General features: G+C 63.1%; 14 protein-coding genes. 2 read left to right on the top strand and 12 right to left on the bottom strand.

Translation table 11 applies throughout. From position 1 onward, the window contains the following. Positions 1 to 84 precede the first annotated feature (84 nt). A complete protein-coding gene (locus BGI27_RS08415; protein WP_170942985.1) occupies positions 85 to 1,236 on the bottom strand; it encodes a LacI family DNA-binding transcriptional regulator in 1,152 nt (383 codons plus the stop codon). A gap of 273 nt (positions 1,237 to 1,509) precedes the next feature. Then, on the bottom strand, positions 1,510 to 2,085 hold the full coding sequence (locus BGI27_RS08420) for a DUF2239 family protein (RefSeq protein WP_095524429.1): 576 nt from the start codon (positions 2,083 to 2,085) through the stop codon (positions 1,510 to 1,512). 474 nt (positions 2,086 to 2,559) lie between these two features. On the opposite strand from BGI27_RS08420, the gene BGI27_RS08425 reads away from it, so the two are divergent. Beyond that, entirely contained in the window at positions 2,560 to 2,931 is a 372-nt protein-coding gene (locus BGI27_RS08425; RefSeq protein WP_095524430.1) for a RidA family protein, read from the top strand. 160 nt (positions 2,932 to 3,091) lie between these two features. On the opposite strand, the gene BGI27_RS08430 is transcribed toward BGI27_RS08425, so the two are convergent. The 4 genes from BGI27_RS08430 to BGI27_RS08445 form a co-directional block, all read right to left on the bottom strand. Continuing rightward, positions 3,092 to 4,762 (bottom strand): hypothetical protein, encoded by a 1,671-nt coding sequence (locus tag BGI27_RS08430; RefSeq protein WP_186815400.1) that lies wholly within the window; start codon positions 4,760 to 4,762, stop codon positions 3,092 to 3,094. A gap of 172 nt (positions 4,763 to 4,934) precedes the next feature. Then, a complete protein-coding gene (locus tag BGI27_RS08435; protein ID WP_095524431.1) occupies positions 4,935 to 6,836 on the bottom strand; it encodes a putative bifunctional diguanylate cyclase/phosphodiesterase in 1,902 nt (633 codons plus the stop codon). A 1,329-nt stretch (positions 6,837 to 8,165) separates the two neighbouring features. Next, complete coding sequence (locus BGI27_RS08440) at positions 8,166 to 8,633, bottom strand: GNAT family N-acetyltransferase (protein WP_095524433.1); 468 nt, start codon at positions 8,631 to 8,633, stop codon at positions 8,166 to 8,168. A 129-nt stretch (positions 8,634 to 8,762) separates the two neighbouring features. After that, complete coding sequence (locus BGI27_RS08445) at positions 8,763 to 9,947, bottom strand: aminotransferase-like domain-containing protein (RefSeq protein ID WP_095524454.1); 1,185 nt, start codon at positions 9,945 to 9,947, stop codon at positions 8,763 to 8,765. A gap of 62 nt (positions 9,948 to 10,009) precedes the next feature. On the opposite strand from BGI27_RS08445, the gene BGI27_RS08450 reads away from it, so the two are divergent. Further along, entirely contained in the window at positions 10,010 to 10,456 is a 447-nt protein-coding gene (locus BGI27_RS08450) for a MarR family winged helix-turn-helix transcriptional regulator (RefSeq protein WP_095524434.1), read from the top strand. Between the two features lie 24 nt (positions 10,457 to 10,480). Here BGI27_RS08450 and yfiB read toward each other — a convergent pair whose 3' ends face one another. The 6 genes from yfiB to BGI27_RS08480 form a co-directional block, all read right to left on the bottom strand. Further along, the gene (yfiB, locus tag BGI27_RS08455) at positions 10,481 to 11,008 is read right to left on the bottom strand and encodes an outer membrane lipoprotein YfiB (protein ID WP_095524435.1); all 528 of its coding nucleotides are present in this window, start codon (positions 11,006 to 11,008) and stop codon (positions 10,481 to 10,483) included. Then, positions 11,005 to 12,267 carry a diguanylate cyclase DgcN/YfiN gene (gene dgcN / locus BGI27_RS08460; RefSeq protein WP_095524436.1) on the bottom strand — a complete coding sequence of 421 codons (1,263 nt, stop codon included), beginning with the start codon at positions 12,265 to 12,267 and terminating at the stop codon, positions 11,005 to 11,007. The genes yfiB and dgcN overlap by 4 nt, the downstream gene beginning before the upstream one ends. Continuing rightward, positions 12,264 to 12,830: a regulatory sequestration protein YfiR gene (gene yfiR, locus BGI27_RS08465; RefSeq protein WP_095530356.1), complete on the bottom strand. Its 567-nt coding sequence runs from the start codon at positions 12,828 to 12,830 to the stop codon at positions 12,264 to 12,266. The genes dgcN and yfiR overlap by 4 nt, the downstream gene beginning before the upstream one ends. Positions 12,831 to 13,003: 173 nt before the next feature. Further along, on the bottom strand, positions 13,004 to 13,939 hold the full coding sequence (locus BGI27_RS08470; RefSeq protein WP_095524438.1) for a TRAP transporter substrate-binding protein: 936 nt from the start codon (positions 13,937 to 13,939) through the stop codon (positions 13,004 to 13,006). A 151-nt stretch (positions 13,940 to 14,090) separates the two neighbouring features. Next, positions 14,091 to 14,912: a peptidylprolyl isomerase gene (locus BGI27_RS08475; RefSeq protein ID WP_095524439.1), complete on the bottom strand. Its 822-nt coding sequence runs from the start codon at positions 14,910 to 14,912 to the stop codon at positions 14,091 to 14,093. Positions 14,913 to 15,156: 244 nt separating this feature from the next. Continuing rightward, positions 15,157 to 17,721, bottom strand: coding sequence for a beta-glucosidase family protein (locus BGI27_RS08480; protein ID WP_223871697.1), 2,565 nt, complete (start codon positions 17,719 to 17,721; stop codon positions 15,157 to 15,159). Positions 17,722 to 17,879 lie beyond the last annotated feature (158 nt).

Consider the following 17,879-nt stretch of genomic DNA (forward strand, 5'->3'; position numbering starts at 1 on the left):
CGCGCAGGATGCGGCCGCGCCGCCAAAGACTGGGCAGGCGCTGGCGACGCAGCGTCGAAAGGGCGATGTGCAGGGTTTCCGCGCTTAGGCCGTTCGCTTCGAAACGACGGATGACATCCCCCAGGGCCTGGCTGAAAGCACCGCTTCTGCGCGACCAGCCGGTCTCCGCGGCGAAAGCCTCCACCAGCTCCTCTGCGACGGATTCGAACAGCTGGGCGTATGTCTGGGCGCCCTTGGTCTGGGCTTGCAGTGCCTCCACGATGGCGGCGCGGGTACGGCCTGCGCTGTAAAAACCCAGCGAGCGAAGCACACTGACCAGGCGCGTGCCCAGACCCAGGCGCCCGCGCAGCGGTACCAGACCGCGGAGGCAGCCGCCACGACCTGTTGCGAGGCGCAGCCGCAGGACTGGCGCAGAATGGCCTGCCCCGGCAGGCGGGTCGAGTCTTGCGGATGCTCCTTGCGCAGCATCGCGTTCAGTACATCTAGCGCCCGGGCGACCTGGGTGTCGCCCGGCAGCGCCACGGTGGATACCGGCGGCATGTTCACGCGTGCGTCGAGAATGTCATTGCAGCCTGTCACCGCGATGTCTTCGGGTACGCGGATCCCCCGTGCCTGGCATTCGATGATGGTGCCGATGGCGAGGTTGTCATTGACGCAGACCACCGCATCGAAATCCTCCCCTGGTTTCAGACGACGCTCCTCGATGAACAGGCGGAGCAGCTCGTTGCCACGTACACGGTCCCAGTTGCCACAAGGGGAAACCAGCCACTCCTCGAAGGCGATGCCGTTTTCCGAGAGCACTTCCTGATAGGCCTTGAAGCGCTCCTGCGCCAGCGGATGGCCCTCGGGGCCGCGGAAGAAGGCGATGCGGCGCTTGCCATGGTCGCGTATCAGATGCTCGACCAATGCGTGGATACCGGAATGGCTATCGTTGACCACCACCGGGTGAGGCGGGATGTGCTGAGTCAGCGTGACCAGAGGGATCCGCTTCTGACGGGCAACCGGATGTTTGCTGGCATCCTGGCTGGCAGAGGCCCAGTCGATGGCGCCGAGAAATTCTGCGTTGATGTTGTCGTAGATGACTGCCCCGGGATCCTTGCCGATGTACCCCCCGCGGAATACCACCAGGCTCTGCCCGCTGTGTTCCACAGCCGCCAGTGCACCCTTGAAGAGCATTTCCGATGCGCTGCTCCCGATCTCTCGTGCCAGAAACGCGACCGCCTTGTTGTTTGCCACAGTAGCTCCTCGAATCTTCTCGTATTTGAATGCCGCCATCCGGCTGGATATCCTTGGCGCATTCTTCCTGAAAGAAGCCTTTCATGCGCTCTTCATCGGGGGGATTCCTGAATGCCATACAGGCAACCGGACGCTAAGTCAGCGGACTCGGGTTTGTAAACTAAAGTAACAGAGAATGTAAGTTTGCAGATTGACACAATCTGTGATCGGTCACATGCGGTGACAGTCTGTCTGCGGCCAAGCGTCTTGTGCCCCGTCTCCGTCCGGAAAGCGTCAATCCTCTCGTGCTTCATAGGCATCGTGCTGCGCGGCGTACAGCAGCTTTTCGGCGTACGCACACAGATCGGCTGGCCAGCGAACTATCTGCGTGCGCACGCTATCGAAATCCCCGGCGAACAGGGCGCGCGTGGCCTCCTCGAAACCAGGCTCGTCGCCGCACAGATGGGACATGAAACGATGGCAGGCCTCACACGAGGCGCGAGCCTTGTCTTTCGCGCGGCTGCTCCGGCTTGCCTCCTCGACCAGCTTGCGCAACACGACCGATGCGCCGCCAGGCTGGGCAGCCAACCATTCCCAGTGGCGCGGCAGCAGGGTGACCTCGCGTGCCACCACGCCAAGCTTTGGTCGCCCGGGGCCCGGTTTGTCGATTGTGCCGGGCGCTTCCGGCAGACGCGCCAGTGCTTTTTCCAGGCTGCCGTGAAGATCGAGCTCCACGATATCGCCGCTTGTATCGTCGAAGACGAGCAGGGTAGCGTCCGCGGGCGGGGTGTTCGTCAGTGCGTGGACGATATCGGCGAGAGAACCGGCCGCAGCGCGCTGCCGGCCGGAAAAGGCGGTATAGGAAGACATTATTTTTATCCGGATCAAATTGGGCTGTTTAATTTAATCCGGGTGAAGTTTGCTGCCAAGTTTTGTCCGGGTAAAATATGGGTCAGAAATCAATCATGCAGCAGGCGTATTGCTACCGCATGTGGCGCCGGTTATCTCTAGGAGTCTGGTGCAGGCCAGCGGGCGCACAGGCGAATGGCATGAAGTGATCGTGCTCGGCGGTCAGCTCTTTTCGGGGATGGCCGTCACTGTTGCACTGTTGCATTGGCCGGTGCTGGTGGTGGCCTGAAAAGCCGTTTGCGAGCTGGCAAGGCAAAGAACTGGCCTACGAGGCGAGATCGGCCTTGTGGGGTCGGCTTCAGCCGGATAGCCGTGGTGTCGTGTCACGCCGAGCCGCCGGTTGCCATATGTCACGGTCAATCTGCCGATCACGATCAAGTCTGGCGGTGCACTTGGGCACAATATGCCGGCTCCCTCTTTTTCCGGAGTTGTCACATGCCTCAGCACATTGCCCTCCCACCTTATGACCGCTATGGCATATCGACCTTCGTCGTGTCCAACGGTCAGGTGCAGATCAGCCATTTCGGTGCCACGAAGGATGCCGACGGGCAGCGCTTGACCACCATTGAAGCCCAGACGGCTGAGACCTTTGCGCATTTGCGCGACGCCCTCGGCGAAATCGGCCTGGGACTGCAGGATATGCTCAAGGTCACGGTGATCCTGCGCAATATCGAAGATTTCAACGGGATGCACCGGGCCTGGCTGCAGTATTTTCCGGAGAATGCACCCGCGCGGACGACGATCACCAGTGCATTCGTGAGCGAGGCCGTCCTGATCCAGATCGACGGTGTGGCGGCAAGTCGCTGACGCCGGGCTTTCGTCGGGGCGGTGCTCATCCCTTCGAGCGGTATCGATGGGTTGATCGGGATCTGGCCTGTTCCGGCGTTCAAGCCCGATGAGATTGCCTTGGAGTGAATCCCGGCCGCTTCCGCCGTGTTTGCGTCATCCGGCCGTGATGTGATGGAACTTACTGGTAATACTTGTCGTAGAGCCCTGCTGTACCCGAGATGCCTTCGAGCAACTGCAGGCGATAGTCGAATTTTGCCTTGCGTGTGGTTTCGCCTTCGTAGAGGTAGTCTACATTGCTGACCACGCCGACGACCGTGCCGTTCTTCGGCGGTTTCGCGAGATTCAGGCAGGCCTCGCCATTGGCTACCGGCTGGCTGTAGACCGTGCTGCCATCAGCAGCGCAGTAAGCCAGCTGGAAGCGCATGTTGGCACCCAGCGGTTGAAAACTCACACGAACCTTGTTGCCGCTGACGCTCAACGGGATCTGGTTCGCCCCGCTCCAGCCGGGCAGGGTATCGGTGGCCGGCGTAAGCGTGTCGCCGCTTTGCGTGGTGGCGGCATAGAAGCTCAGGCGATGCGTGGTCTGTTGCTGGATGCCGCCGTCGATACGCTCGGACGAAATGGTACGGCCCCAGTGCTGGTTGATCGGCACCTTGAAACCCTCGCTCCAGGCACCAAAATCCACCATGGCCTGGCGGGCGCGGTATTCCATGATCAGGTGGCGGATCTGTGTTTCGCCAAGCCCGCCGGCCAGTGAGCGCAGGATGTGGTTCTGCGTGCCTTTCTTCCAGATCCAGGCGTTCGAGCCCTTGAAGAGGTAGAGCGCGATGAAGTGCGAAAAGGCCGAGTTGTACTGGTTACCACCCAGGTATTCGCGCCAGGTGGAAACCTGCTGGCCGTTGCTGATGAGGTTCACCCCTTCGGCATTGGGACCGCCGAAGCTGCCGTCCTGCAGCCAGCCGCTGTAGTTTTCGACGGGCATGTGTGGCGCGAGGAAGGGCGCGCCATCCAGGAAACCGACGCCGTGGGTGCCGGTGCGGGCGGCCTCCATATTCATCTGCAACCAGGTGTTGGAACCTTCGTTGAACCAGGCGGCCTTGTTGCCCATGCTGGCCATGATGGCGTGGATGTATTCATGCGTGATGCCGCCGCGCTCGCTTGCGGTGATCACCGGGTAGTAGGAGAGCAGCACCATCGGATAGCCGCCGTAGCTGCTTTGCCAGCCGCCTTTCTCGGTGTTGCTGGCGCTATCGGTGCACAGGCCCGAACCGTAGAGATAGACGTTGCTGTAGTAGCCATTCTGCTGCAGCTTGTCGACCGGCCAGCCCATGGTGTCGTGGATGTAATCGGCATCCTCGTTGAGGTTTGCCAGCACGCGGTCGATGTCGGTATCAGTGATGGAGGCATTGCGGTTCTTGCCCCAGATGAAGGCGAATCGGCCGGAGGTCTTGTAACCCGCGACCAGACTGGCGCTGCAGCCGAGGTAAACCTTGAAGTTCGCAGGATCCACCGTGCTGTTGGTGGTGTCGGTCTTGATGTCGTAATCCAGATCCGGGGTATAGCCCGGCCATTGGTAGGCCGCGCAGGATGCGGCAGCGGCCTCGCTGCTGGAGGATGAGGACGGCGTGCTGGTCGCCAGCGCACTGCTGCTGGAGGACGAACGACTGCTGGTGACGCTGCTGGACGAAGTGCTGCTGGCGATACTGTAGGCACTGCTACCCGATGGGGAGATGGCAGGGCTCTCCGTGGGCGCATTGGTGCCACCGCCACCGCCGCAACCGTGCAATGACGTCAGCAGGCAGGCGCATGCGAGCGCGGTGGAAAGACGGGGTGGGCAGGGGCGGGTCATGACTGTCTTTCTGGCAGGGAATTCGAGTGCCAGAAGATAAGCCCGGCCTTGCGGCGGAAAGTGGCCATGGGTCGCCACAGAGCGGCCGGCAGGCGATGTTTTATGACAATGTGTTTGACGGGCGGGGCCTTGGGGCAGATGAACGCCGAAAGCGCGATTCCGTCGCCCGGAATCAGCCGGTGCGGTCTTGACGGGCGCGCCAGCCTTCGGGCATCTGCCAGCGGGCGATCCAGTCCGGCAGCATTTCCGGTGGCATCGGGCGGGCTACACCGAATCCCTGGGCCTGGTCACAGCCGTAATCGATCAGGTAGTCGCCATGCTCCAGCGTTTCGACGCCTTCGGCGATGACCTGGCGGCCAAGCGTGCGCGCCATGCTGACGATGCTGCGCACCAGTGCCTGATCGTTGCGGTTACCCAGCATGTCGCGCACGAAGGAGCGGTCGATCTTCACCGCATCCACCGGCAGCTTGCGGAAATAGGTGAGCGAGGAATAGCCGGTACCGAAGTCGTCCAGCGAGAAACGCACGCCGATGCGCCTGCATTCGTCGAGGCAACGGATGATGTCGTCCAGATTTTCCATCGCGGTCGTCTCCAGAATCTCCAGTTCAAGACCGGTGGGATCGACCTCCGGGAAGCGGGCGAGGATGCGCTGGAGGCGCTCGGCGAAGTCCGGGCGCTGCAGATGCTTGGCGAAGACGTTGATGCTGACCGAGAGATTGATGCCCTGCTTCTGCCAGCGCTGCTTCTGGCGCAAGGTTTCGTGCAGCACCCATTCTCCGACCGGCAACGTCAGCTCTGTCGATTCGATCACTGGCAGGAAGTCGCCGGGTGGCAGCAGCCCCTCGGTGGGGTGCTGCCAGCGGATGAGTGCCTCCACGCCCATCACCTCACCGGTACGCAGCGCCACCTTGGGCTGGTAATGCAGGCGGAATTCGCTGTACTCCAGCGCACTGGAAAGCCGCGCGTACTGGGTCTGGAATTCGCGCTGTTTGCGGTCCCCTTCCTGGTCGAAGAAGTGCATGCGGTTCTTGCCGCTGCGCTTGGCTTCGTACATCGCGTGGTCGGCGTTGCGGATGAGGGTATCCGGGTCTTGGGCAAGTTCGTCCGGGTAGACGGCGATGCCTACGCTGATCGTGGTGACGACGATGATCTCGTCGATCGTGTAGGGCTCGGAGGCGGAGCGCAGGATGCGCTCCACGGTTTCGGCGATGGCTTCTGCGTGCTTGATCCCGCATAGCAGCACAACGAATTCGTCACCGCCCAGGCGGGCCACGGCATCGCTCGCGCGGATGCAGGTCTGGAGCCGGTTGACGGCTTCGACAAGCAGGCGGTCGCCGAAGTCGTGCCCCCATTCGTCATTGACCGGCTTGAAGTTATCGATGTCGAGATAGCAGACGGCCAGCATCTCGCCGGTCTTCTGGCTCTTGTTGATCGCCTTGAGCATCTGCGCATACAGCGAGGTCCGGTTGAGCGCGCCGGTCAGCCCGTCGTGATAGGCAAGGTACTCCACCTGGCGCTGGCTTTCCTTGAGTGAGGTGACGTCCGAGATGAGTGCTGCAAAACGAGTGATTTCCCCCTGGCTGTTGCGGATGGCACCGATGCGGGATTGCTGGGTGAAGAGCGTGCCGTCCTTGCGTTTGTTGACGAACTCTCCGGCCCATACGCCCTGATCGAGCAGCGCCGCCCACAGGTGCTGGTAGAACTCGATGTCCTGGTAGCCGGATTTCAGCAGGCGCGGCGTTTTGCCAACGGCTTCTTCTGCCGGGTAGCCCGTGATGGCCGTGAATGCCGGGTTCACCTCGATGATGTGGCCTTCGCTGCTGGTGACTATGATGCCTTCGGTGGCAGCCTGGAAGACCTCATGGAACAGGCGTAGGCGCTCGTCGGCGACCCGCCGGGCGCTGATGTCCTGGATGGTGCCCGTCATCCTGACGGGATTGCCTGCTTCATCCAGCTCCAGCTTGCCCAGGCCATGCACCCAGATGATCCGTTGATCGTCATGCCGGACGATCCTGTATTCGCGATCGAAGAACTGGCGCCGGGCGAGCGTGCTATCCCGGAAGTAGTCCAGCATTTGTTCCCTGTCGGCCTCGAATACCAGCCTTCTAGCGTATGCGGATAGGATTCCGGAATGCCGAACATGGCATCCAGTTGTCTGGATGCCGTCCACCGGTCGCCTGCGATATCCAGTGAGTAGGTGCCGATGCCGCCGGCTTTTTGCGCAGCGGCCAGGGCGTTGTCCCGTTCGCGGAGCTGCTGCAGGGATTGCGAAAGCCTGGTATTACTCTCGCGCTGTTTCTGGACGTAGAGGCGCTGCAGTCGCCAGTACCGGTACAGGAAGGCTGCCGACACGTTGGTGATGAGCAGGAAGCACCCCAGCAGCAGCGCGGCCATCCGGCACAGTTGCTTCCAGCCCTCCAGTACCTCGTCCTTCGACAGGCTCGCGAACGCGAGCATGGGGGCGTTGTCCAGCACCTGGTAGCTGTTGATCCGGGTGACGTTGTCCAGCGGGCTGGTGGCGATGTAGGTAGCAGCCTTCTCGCCATTGCGCAGATGCTGGCGCAGCGTCTCGCTGACCCGTGTATCACCCGGCGGCGCAGCCTCCGCACCGCCGGTCTCCGTATGGCGGGCGATGATGCCGAGCCGCGAATCGCGCAGTGTCAGGCTGCCGTTCCTGCCGATGGAGAAACCGGACAGCATCTTGGTCAGATGCGCCAACGGCAGCGCCGCCAGCACCACGCCAGCGAATTGTCTCTGACCGTCCCGGTAGGCGCGGGCGAATATCAACACCTGCGTACCGGTGATGCGGCTGAATACCGGGGCACTGACGAACAGAAAATCGGCACTGCCGGCGCTGAGCGCCAGGAAATAGTCGCGATCGGCCACGCTCACACTGGCTTCAAGTGTCGTGGCGCCTTGGTGCTGGATGACCGTGCCGTGCCGGTCGGTCACGATCCAGCCATCCGTTTCCTCGAGGATCGCCTTGGTCTGGGCGATCCGCTTCTGCACATTGGTGGTGGTCAGGTGGCCGCTGCCGGAAAGATCACCCAGTTCGCCCACGAGCGTGTTCAGGTAGAAATCGATCCGTTCGACCTGACGGCTGACGTTCTGCTCCAGGGCATAGGCCAGGTTCTGGGTCTGCACCTGGCCCTTGTGGATCTCGATGCCGTACAGGATGTACAGCCCGGCAGCCACCAACGCGATTCCGAAGGTGTTCACGGCCAGTGCGGTCAGGATGGCCCACAACCGGAGGTTGCGTCTGGCATTGGTGATCATGCGGGTATGGCTTTCGTTCGGATTCTGGTGGCTCCTGCCGGCGGGTACTTCTGCAGGCTAGGGTAGCATCGCGCGGTTACGTGCGCTGTCGGGGGCTGCCGCGCCTCTCCCTTCGAGGCAGATGGCGTCACAGGTCGGCCGCATCTTCCCGGAAACGGTATTCGTAGCCCAACTTGCTGTCGCCGCTGAATCCGAGGTCCGCGTAGAACTGGTGGGCGTCGGTGCGCTTGCGGGAACTCAGCAGCAGCGCCTTGTAGCAGCCTTGCGTGCGGGCATGTTCGAGCGCGGCCTGTATCACGGCACGGCCGAACCCCTGGCGGCGGTGGTTTGCGGCCGTCACCACGTTTTCGATCACGGCGAAAGATCGTCCGCGTCGGGTCAGGTTGGGCAGGATGGCGAGGCTGCAGGTGGCCAGCAGCGAATCGCCGGTTTCAGCGACAAGCACTTGCTGGATACCCGTCGCCAGCATCCGGTCCCAGATCAGCCGGGCACTGTCGGCATCGAGTGGGCCGTCTTCCGGATTCAGCTCGGCGTAGAGTGCCAGCAGACCGGGGAGGTCACGCTTTTCGGCGAAGCGGATGTTCATGACTGTCATGACGGAATGCGTCCGTACTGGACGGACCTCCGAGCATAGCAGCCGCTCATGGACTTACTGTGGCTTCAGGTCAAACCCTCAGCACAACTGCATGAGCACCTCGTCGTGATGGCGGGCGAGGTGGAGGAGTCATGCAGTTTCCCTCGCATGGATGCAATCCGCCAGCAACTCCAGCCCGCGCATCATTTCTTCGGGCGTGGCGCGGCTGTAGTTCAGGCGCAGGTACTGGCGTCCCTCCGCAGGATCGACGAAGAAGGCTTCGCCGGGCATGAAGGCCACGCCGCGCGCGATGGCCCGGTCCAGCGTGGCGCGCGTGGCCTCCAACCCGTCGCGCAGCCTGAGCCAGAAGAACAGGCCGCCACACGGCATCGTCCAGTCGGCGATGTCGCCGAAATGGCGTTGCAGTGCCAGCTGCATGGCATCGCGGCGCAAGCGGTAGCCCTGGAGCAGACGCTCCAGATCGGCCGTGCGTGCATCGCTGCCCAGCCAGTGCGCGACGGCAGCCTGGCCGGGGCGCTGGGTATGCAGATCGGCGGCCTGCTTGAGGCGCACGAGGTGCTGCATCAGTGCTGGATGTGCGGCCAGGAAACCCAAGCGCCAGCCAGGCCAGAGGATCTTCGAAAAGCTGCCGAGATAGATCCAGGGTGCCCGCTGCAGCAGGGCGCAGATCGGCGTCATCGGGTGTGCCACATCCAGCGCCACGCTGCGGTAGGGCTCATCCTCAATCAGTAGCACGTTGTAGCGGTCCAGCAGGGCTGCCACGGCGACGCGCGCCTCAGGGCTGTAGCAGGCGCCTCCGGGATTCTGGAAGCAGGGAATCAGGTAGGCTGCGCGTGGCCGCTTCGTTTCCAGCAGATGTTCGAACGCCACCAGATCAGGCCCCTCTGCGCCCAGAGGCACGCACGCCACATCTGCGCCGAAGAGCTGGAACACCTGCAGCGCGGCGACATAGGTCGGTCCTTCGCAGAGCAGGGGCGTGCCTTCATCGATCAGCAGCTTGGCGGCGAAATCCAGTCCTTGCTGGGAGCCGGCCAGTGCAAGCACCTGATCCGGCGATACCTTCAGGCCGGTTTCGCCGACCCAGGCGGCAACGGCGGTGCGGTAGGCCGGTTCGCCCTCACTGGTGCCGTACTGGTAGAGTTCCGGCTTCGCCGTGGCTGCCACGGGGAGTGCCGGCATCAGGTCCGCCGCGGGCAGGCCGCCAGCGAACGAGATCATGCCCGGGCGCGCGGCGGCAGCGAGGATGTCCCGTACCAGGGAGGATTTCAGGCGTGCGGTACGGCTGGCCAGTTGCAGCGGCTGGGCATGCTCCACGGTTCTCTCCATAAAGGTCAATTGACTTGACCAATATGATTCTGTGATCCTGAAAAGTCAATATGGTTGACGTAAATCTGCTGCCCGGCGATGACGATCCGTTTGCGCCCATCGAACTGATCTTCTATGCGTTCCGGGCCTTCACCGCGAAACCGGATGCCATCCTGGCCGAACGTGGCCTGGCGCGTCTGCATCACCGCATCCTGTATTTCGTGGCGCGTCATCCAGGGCGACGCGTCAGCGATCTGCTGGCCATCCTGGGGGTGAGCAAGCAGGCCCTGCACGGGCCGCTCAAGCAACTGGTGGCGATGGGACTGGTGGAGGTTTCGCCCGATCCGGGCGATGGTCGCGCACGCTGCCTGTCGCTGAGCAGTGAAGGGGCCGAACTCGAAGCCCGCCTGTCGCAGACCCAGCGCGAGCTGCTCGAACGCGTGTTCGCCGAGCAGGGTGAGGCTGCCGAGCTGGCCTGGCGCAAGGTCATGCGCGGGCTGGCGGGCAGCGCTCCGTGAGGGCTGCCCGGTGTAATCCGTGCTTCAGCTGATCGGTACGATGATGGCGACGCGGCGGTTCTGTGCGCGCCCGTTTTCATTGCTGTTGTCTGCGACCGGGTGGGCGCTGCCGAGCCCGCTTTGCTGGATGTTTGCGTACGGGATACCCTGCTCGGCGATGGCGCGTGCCACGGCCTCGGCACGGCGCTGGGACAGGCGCAGGTTGTAGCTTTCGCCTCCCGTGTTGTCGGTGTGGCCCTCGATGCTGAGCTTGTCGATATCCGCTTCGATCAGGGTCTGCGCGATCCTGGCGATGGTGGCCTGGGAGCGGGCACCCAGGTGATCGGAGTCGGTGTCGAACAGGATGCGGCTATCCAGATCCAGCGCCCAACCGCCGTCCGTGAGCCGGAACCCGGCGCGCACGAGCGCGGCGACCTGGCGCTCCTGCAGGCTTGCCCTGGCGAGGGGCGCGGCAGGCGGCGTCTGGCAGGCAGTGAGCGCTGCCAGCAGCAATGTTCCCGCGAACAGGTTCAGGCGAGCGGGCAGTCCGGCGAGGGTCGGAAGGGATCTCATGAGCTTTCTCCAGGCGAGGCATCCGCGTCGGAAGCCTCACGCTTGGCGCGCTTGGCCCGGTACATCGCCTGATCCGCCACGCGCAGCAATGCTTCGCCGTTGGCGGCGTGCGTCGGGAAGACGGCGATGCCGACACTGATGCCGGGGCGCACGATGACGCCCGGTTTGAGCTGCATCGGTGCGGAGACGGCACTTTCGATCTTTCGTGCGACACGCTCCGCATCGACGCTGTCATGCAGCGGGGCGAGCAGAATAGCGAATTCATCGCCCCCCAGGCGGGCAACGAGATCGCTGTCGCGAACTGTGTCACGAAGTCGGCGCGCTACCTCCACCAGCAGTACGTCACCGGCGGCATGGCCGTGGGTGTCGTTGATCTCCTTGAAGCGATCATTGTCCAGATAGAGGATGCCGATCTGGTGATGCTCGCGCGCGGCCGCAGCAATCGCGGTATCCAGGAACTCGTGAAAATAGGCTCGATTGGCGAGCCCGGTCAGGCTGTCGTGCAGTGCGAGGTGGGAGAGCGTGGAGTTGGCCTGTTCCAGCCGGCGTTGGCGTGCCAGCAGTTCGGTGTTGCGCTCCTCCAGTTCGTCGAACAGGGCGTTGAAATCCTTGCCCAGCTGGTCGAACTCGGTCACTTCGAACGATGGCAGGCGCTGGCTGAAATCCTTGCGGATGCGTGCTTCGTGTGTCATGGACGAGAGCGCATCGAGCTGCGATACCAGGCGCTTTTCCACGCGCGTGGCGAAGCTGCGCGCGGCCAGCAACACGATGCTCAGGCCGAGGATGCCGGCAACCACCACGCGGAAGAAGAATGCGGTGACGAAGTCGCCGCTGTCGCGGATGCGCACTTCGCCGAGCAGGCGGTTTTCCAGTTTGATTTCCGTGCGCGCTTGGACAGGGGGCAAGGCCTTGACCAGCATCACGCTGATCCGGCCCATGCCGTCGGTCCTGCTTCGCTGGTAGCGGGCGAATTCACGGCCGTCGGGCAGGTGGATGGCTGCTTCCAGCAAGTGTTCGCGCAGCGCGATCTGCTCCAGGATCTCGTAAGCCGTACGGCTGTCGGTGAACATCACCGAGGCCTCGCTGGTGTAGGCGATGGTACGGGCGATCAGCTCCAGGTTCCTGTCCTGCTGCGCACGCAGAGTGATGAAAGCCAGTGTGGCAAGTGACAGCGCGGCAAGCGTGAGGGCCAGCAGGGTGGTGCCGAAGTAGGTGCGGCGCAATGCACGGAACAGCGTGATGCGGTGCGGGTTGCTCATGAGCCGATCTCCCGCAGTTGCCGCGACAGCCGGAATACCTGGGGATTGATGCGCAGGGGGCTGCGCGAGACGGCATCCAGACTCACCGAGAAGCGGGTGTTGCCGTCAGCCTTTTCCAGACAGAACATGCCGCCCGCCGAGCAGAAATCCTGGCCTTCGATGCTCAGGACGGGCTTGCCGGCGATCTGGCGCAGGATCCGCTCGGTGGCTGGCAGGGCCTGGGTGCCGAAATAGAGCAGATCGCAGCGGCTGGCCGCCTCGTTCGGTGTGTCCAGCTTGAGCATCACGCTGTTGTGCTCGGGCTCGATCCAGTCGGACGACCGCTGGATGGCCTCGGCCTGCGTGGTCTGGCCGATGAAGCAGACGCGCAGCGGCGAAGGCTGCACCGGCCAGCGCGTGTAGCTGACGATGCCCCAGACGATGGCGGCATGCGAAGTCTGTGCTTCGGTCAGGCGAGGGGGATCCGACGCCCATGCGCCCGGCATCGCCATCAGGCAGAAAAACAGTATCCCGTGCAGTACGCGCGACAAGGGCAGAGACTTCCAGACATGAGGGTTGATCACAGTCGTACAGGTCCGGAAAGCGGGTTGGATGATGTCAGCCTGTTACGGGCCGCGAGTTTAGCGCCTGGAATGGCCGGACGATATGTCAGTATGGTTCAGCGCATGTCTTGCTGCCGCAGGCCTGCTGCGGAGGCTTACTTGACGGCGGCAATGCGTCTGAGCAGATCGGCGTATCAATTGCCGTACTTGTCGCGCACGGCTTGTGTGGCTTTGTAGAACGCCTGCCTGTCGACATCGGTGACGATCACGACGCCGGCGGATTTCATGCGCAGGGTGTCCAGTGCCACGCGCTTGATCCACAACTCGCGCTCTTTCAACTGCGTTTCACGCGCGAGCTTCCGGATCAGGGCCCGGTCTTCCGGGGACAGCTTGTTCCATTGAAGTTTCGAGAACACCAGTAATTCGGGCACGATGAGGTGTTCGGTGAAACTGAATACGCGGGTGATGGACAGATGGCCGGCGCTGACGTAGGACGAGACATTGTTTTCCGCACCATCCACGACGCCGGTTTGCAGCGCGTTGTAGACCTCGTTCCAGCCCAGTGCGATGCCTGAGCCACCCATGGCATTCAGCGTCTCGATGAAGAGCGGATTGCCGATCATGCGGATTTTCTGCCCTGCCAGATCGAGGGGGGAGCGTATCGGCTTTCTGGCGTAGAGGCTGCGTGCGCCGGCATCCATCCAGCCCAGGGCGACGAGATTGGCCGTGCTGTCGGTGATGCGGTCGAGCAGTTCGTCGCCGATCTCTCCGTCGATGACCTTGCGCATGTGCGCTTCATCGCGGAAGACAAAGGGAAGATTGAATACATCCACTTCCGGCACCACTACGCCGACTGGCCCCAGGGAGACGCGCAGCATGTCGAGCGTTCCTGCCTGGGTCTGCGCGATCATGGATTTTTCGTCGCCAAGTTCACCGTTCGGGAAAACCTTGAGCGTCAGGCGGTTGCCGGTTGCCGCCGCGAGTTTCCTGCCCAGATCCTGCACGGCCAGCACCGTCGGATAACCCTCGGGCTGGCTGTCGCCTGAACGGAGTTCGAGTGCTCCAGCCGGCGCAGTAGCCAGCAGCGCTACGGTAACTAGGGCGCTCAGGAGGGCTTTGGGGCGCGTCATGCGTTTCGTCATCACGCGTCCCCGTGCTGGAAATGAATGTCCGGTCAATGCCATGAGGTTGGAGTACTGGATCACGCATCAGGAGGGTTGGAGTTTGCCAATTCTCGCTGAGGTATCCAGGGTAAAACAAGAATTCCGGACGTTTCCGATCTCAATACTGGATCTTCGCTCCTGCCCTGAGGGATTCGACGTGCTGTTTCAGGCGTGCGGATTCTGCGTCTTTCCTCAAGGCATTCTTCAGATTGGTGAAGGACGGTACCGTCAGCGGGCGGCTGTCTTCCAGCCAGATCACGTGGTAGCCGAACTCGGTCTTGACCGGTTTGCTGCTGTAGTGCCCCTTGCCGAGTTTGGCGAGGGCATCTCCGAAAGGCTTGGCATAACGCGTGCGGCTGCTCCAGCCGAGATCGCCGCCCCGGGCGCGCGTGACCCCGTCGAGCGATTGGCTGGCGAGCTCCTCGAATGTCGCGCCGCCGTCCAGCCTGTCGATGACGGCCTTGGCGGCGGCTTCGTCGGCAAGCAGGATGTGGCGCGCCTTGTATTCGGTGTTGCCGCCCTTGGCCCGATAGGTCTCGTAGGTTCGCTTCAACTCCGCGTCCGTGACCGGATGCCGTTTGAGGTAATCGTCGAGATAGGCGCGTGTGACGATGGTCTGCCGTGTCGCCTCGGCCTGGAGCTGCAGCCGTTTCACTGCGGCGTCGGCTTCCGCCGCGACCTGTGGGCGCTTGTCGAAACCGGCCGCCTGCGCGGCCTGGAACGCCAGTTCGCGAACGATCAGTTCCTTGCGCAGGGTGCCGGTCATGTCCGGCGTGGCGGACATGCCATTGGCCATGGCCTGCGCCGCGAATATTTCTGCCAGGGCACGGGAGATCGCTACGCCATTCACCGTGGCGATCGGCTCGTCGGCGGCCATTGCGGCAGCCGGCAGGATGATCGCCGCCAGGGCGCAGATCATCTGTTTCGGAATTCCATGCATGAGAACGAGTCCTTGGACGCAGGATGTGCGGCATGCGTGGATGACGCGGGCGTTGCAGCGCCATCCGGGTTGAAACGGGAAAGGACGCCCCGGATTGCGTCGGGGGCGTTCCGGCAAGTGCCGGCAGTCGTCTGCTCAATGCCTTCTCTGCGGACCCCAAAGGGACCGTCATGTGGGGCGGGCCGGAGCCCGCCGCCGGGGTGCGTGTGATCGCACCGTTCATGACATACGGCAGAGCAGGTTCTCAGAGCGGCAGCGTGTGCAGATCCTTGGGCGACGACGAATGCCCTACGAGGAATTTGAGGCCGCTGGAGAATGTGTCCCAGCGCCTGAGACCTTCATGCCAGACGCTCAGCGGATGATTGCTGGCCTGCGGGTCGATGGTGATGGTGACGGTCGTTTCCGCACCGGCGGCCAGAGTCACCTTCTGGAAACCGACCAGCCGCTTCGGTGGCTGCGTAGCGCCGCCGGTGCTGGCCGCTGCGGGCAGCTCGACGTACACCTGCACGACTTCGGCGCCTTCCTTCGATCCGGTATTTTTGACCTTGGCCGAGACTTGGTAGACAGCCGCGTCGCCGGTGCCAGCCATCGTCACGTCCTGATCGGAAAGCTCGAAGGTGGTGTAGGACAGGCCATGGCCGAAGGGAAAGGCCACGCACGGATTGACGCCGGCGACCGCCGCGCACTCGCCGCTCAGGTTGCCGTCGTACCAGCGATAGCCGATGTGCAGCTTCTCGGTGTATTCGACCTTCTGATCGCCCTGGCCCGTGCCATAGACCTCACCCGGATATTGCAGCGCCGTCGCCTTGTCGAGGAAGCTCTTGCCTGCGAAGGGGAAGGTCACCGGCAGCTTGCCGGCGGGGTTCTTCACGCCGAACAGCAGGTCGGCCACGATGTGGCCATCTTCCTGGCCCGGGAACCAGACTTCGAGGATGGCGGGGCCGCTGCTGCCGACCAGGGCAGGATCCATGGCCACGCTGGCGTTGTCCTTGAGTACCAGGGCGGTTTTTTCAACCATGCTCCTGGCTGTCGTGGACGTGGCCGACATGATGGCCTGGATCATGGCAACGGTATTGCTGCGCTTGACCTTGCCAGCCTGGGACGGCACTGTCAGCGAACCTTCGACGTACCAGTCCAGGCTCATGCCGTCGGCCGCCGTGGCGCCCGGAGCCAGAGGGACCGTGGTCGACAGCGTACTGCCATCGGCGGCGGTCAGGCGGTCTGCGCCTTCCTCCGAGATGGTGCCGGCCATCAGGATCACGGCGTCGGCCTCGGCGGCGGCGGCCTGGGCCCCGGCGATGTTGGCGTTGTCGTCATCGACGAGGATGAGTTGCACCGTGGCCGATGTGTTGCCCAGGTTCTGCAGCACGTTCTTGATGCCGTCGACCGGCGTCACGGTGTAGTTCGGCATTACGTCCGAGCTGCCACCCGCCACGACGACGCCAACCCTGGCGCCACCGGCCACGGCCTGTTGCGCATAGACCTGCGTGGCCTTGCCGATCACCACCACCTTCTGCACGGATGAGGCGAAGGGCAGCGCACCGTTGTTCTGTAGCAGCACGGCGGAGCGGGTGCCGATGTCGCGCGCGATCTGGCCATTGCCCACGAAATCGATCGGCGTCTGTACCAGCGGACGATCGAATATGCCGTACTTGAAGGTCTGCGTGTAACGGCGTTCGAGTGCCGTGTCGATCTCCAGCGTGGTGATCTCGCCGGCCGCGAGTGCCGCGGTCATGTTCTTCGGCGACCAGAACTGGGGGATCGGCATCTCGTGATCCATGCCGCCCTTCAGGGGGCCGACCGTGCTTTTCACGGAGAAGAAGTCGGACTGCACGTAGCCGGTGAAGCCCCAGTCGTCGCGCAGCACGCCGTTCAGCAACTCGTCGTTCTCGCACGAATGGGTGCCATTGACGTAGTTGTAGGCACACATGATGGAGGCTGCCTTGCCGTCCTTGACCGCCATCTCGAAAGGCAGCAGATAAAGCTCGCGCAGCACCTGCCGGTCTACGGTGGTCTTGATCTGCTGGCGGTTGGCTTCCTGGTCGTTGGCGACGAAATGCTTGGGCATGGCGATCAGGCCCTGCGCCTGGATGGCTCTGGTTTCGGCCACGGCCATCGTGCCGGTGAGGTAGGGATCTTCGCCGAAATACTCGAAGTTGCGGCCCAGCACCGGGATGCGCGCCATGTTCACCCCTGGAGCCTCGAAAACGTGTAGGGCGAGATTGTTCATCTCGGTGGCGATGACGGCGCCGAACGCGGTGGAAACTTCCGGATCGAATGACGCGGCAACGCCCATCGCCGAGGGCAGGGCGGTAGCCTCGGCCGAGCTGGGGTCGGTATAGGCGGCGGTGAAGCTGCGGTTGCCGGCGGCCACTTCGGCATAGATGGAGGCCGAGATACAGTCGTTCTGGCCAACGCCGACCGGGCCGTTGGTGATGCGGAAGGTCGGAATCTGCAGCGCCGGGATGGCACTCACGTGGCGGCCACCGTAGCACTCGGGCAGTTCGTGCAGGATCTCGGGCATGCTGCCGGTGAGCTGCTGCAGCTTCTGATCGAGCGTCATGCCCGCCAGCAGAAGCCTGGCGCGTTCGTTGGCCACCGCCTCCCTGGCTTCATCCGTCGCCGCCGCGTTCTGCCGGGCCACGATCTCGGTGCTCATCCACGGATTGACCGTGGCAACCGGCGGCGTGCCGGCATTACCGTCGTCACCTCCTCCACTGCTTCCACCTCCGCAGGCCACCAGCCCCGCGCTCAGCACCAGTCCGACGGCCAGACCCAACTGGCGTCTTTTCGCTTCGAATCCTTGCATCGCTTGCTCCTCATGTTGTTTTGAAACCCAATCTCGTGCCGCCGATGGAGATCTGCTCCAGGGGCTGCGCGTGCTTGGCGTTTGGGTGTTTCCGCACGGTTGAGGTGCTTTCACACCTTTTGAATTTTTCTGGCAGCTGCGAGATACCGTCCAATGCC

The sequence above is a fragment of the Candidatus Dactylopiibacterium carminicum genome, assembly GCF_014736495.1.
Taxonomy (GTDB): Bacteria; Pseudomonadota; Gammaproteobacteria; order Burkholderiales; family Rhodocyclaceae; genus Uliginosibacterium; species Uliginosibacterium carminicum.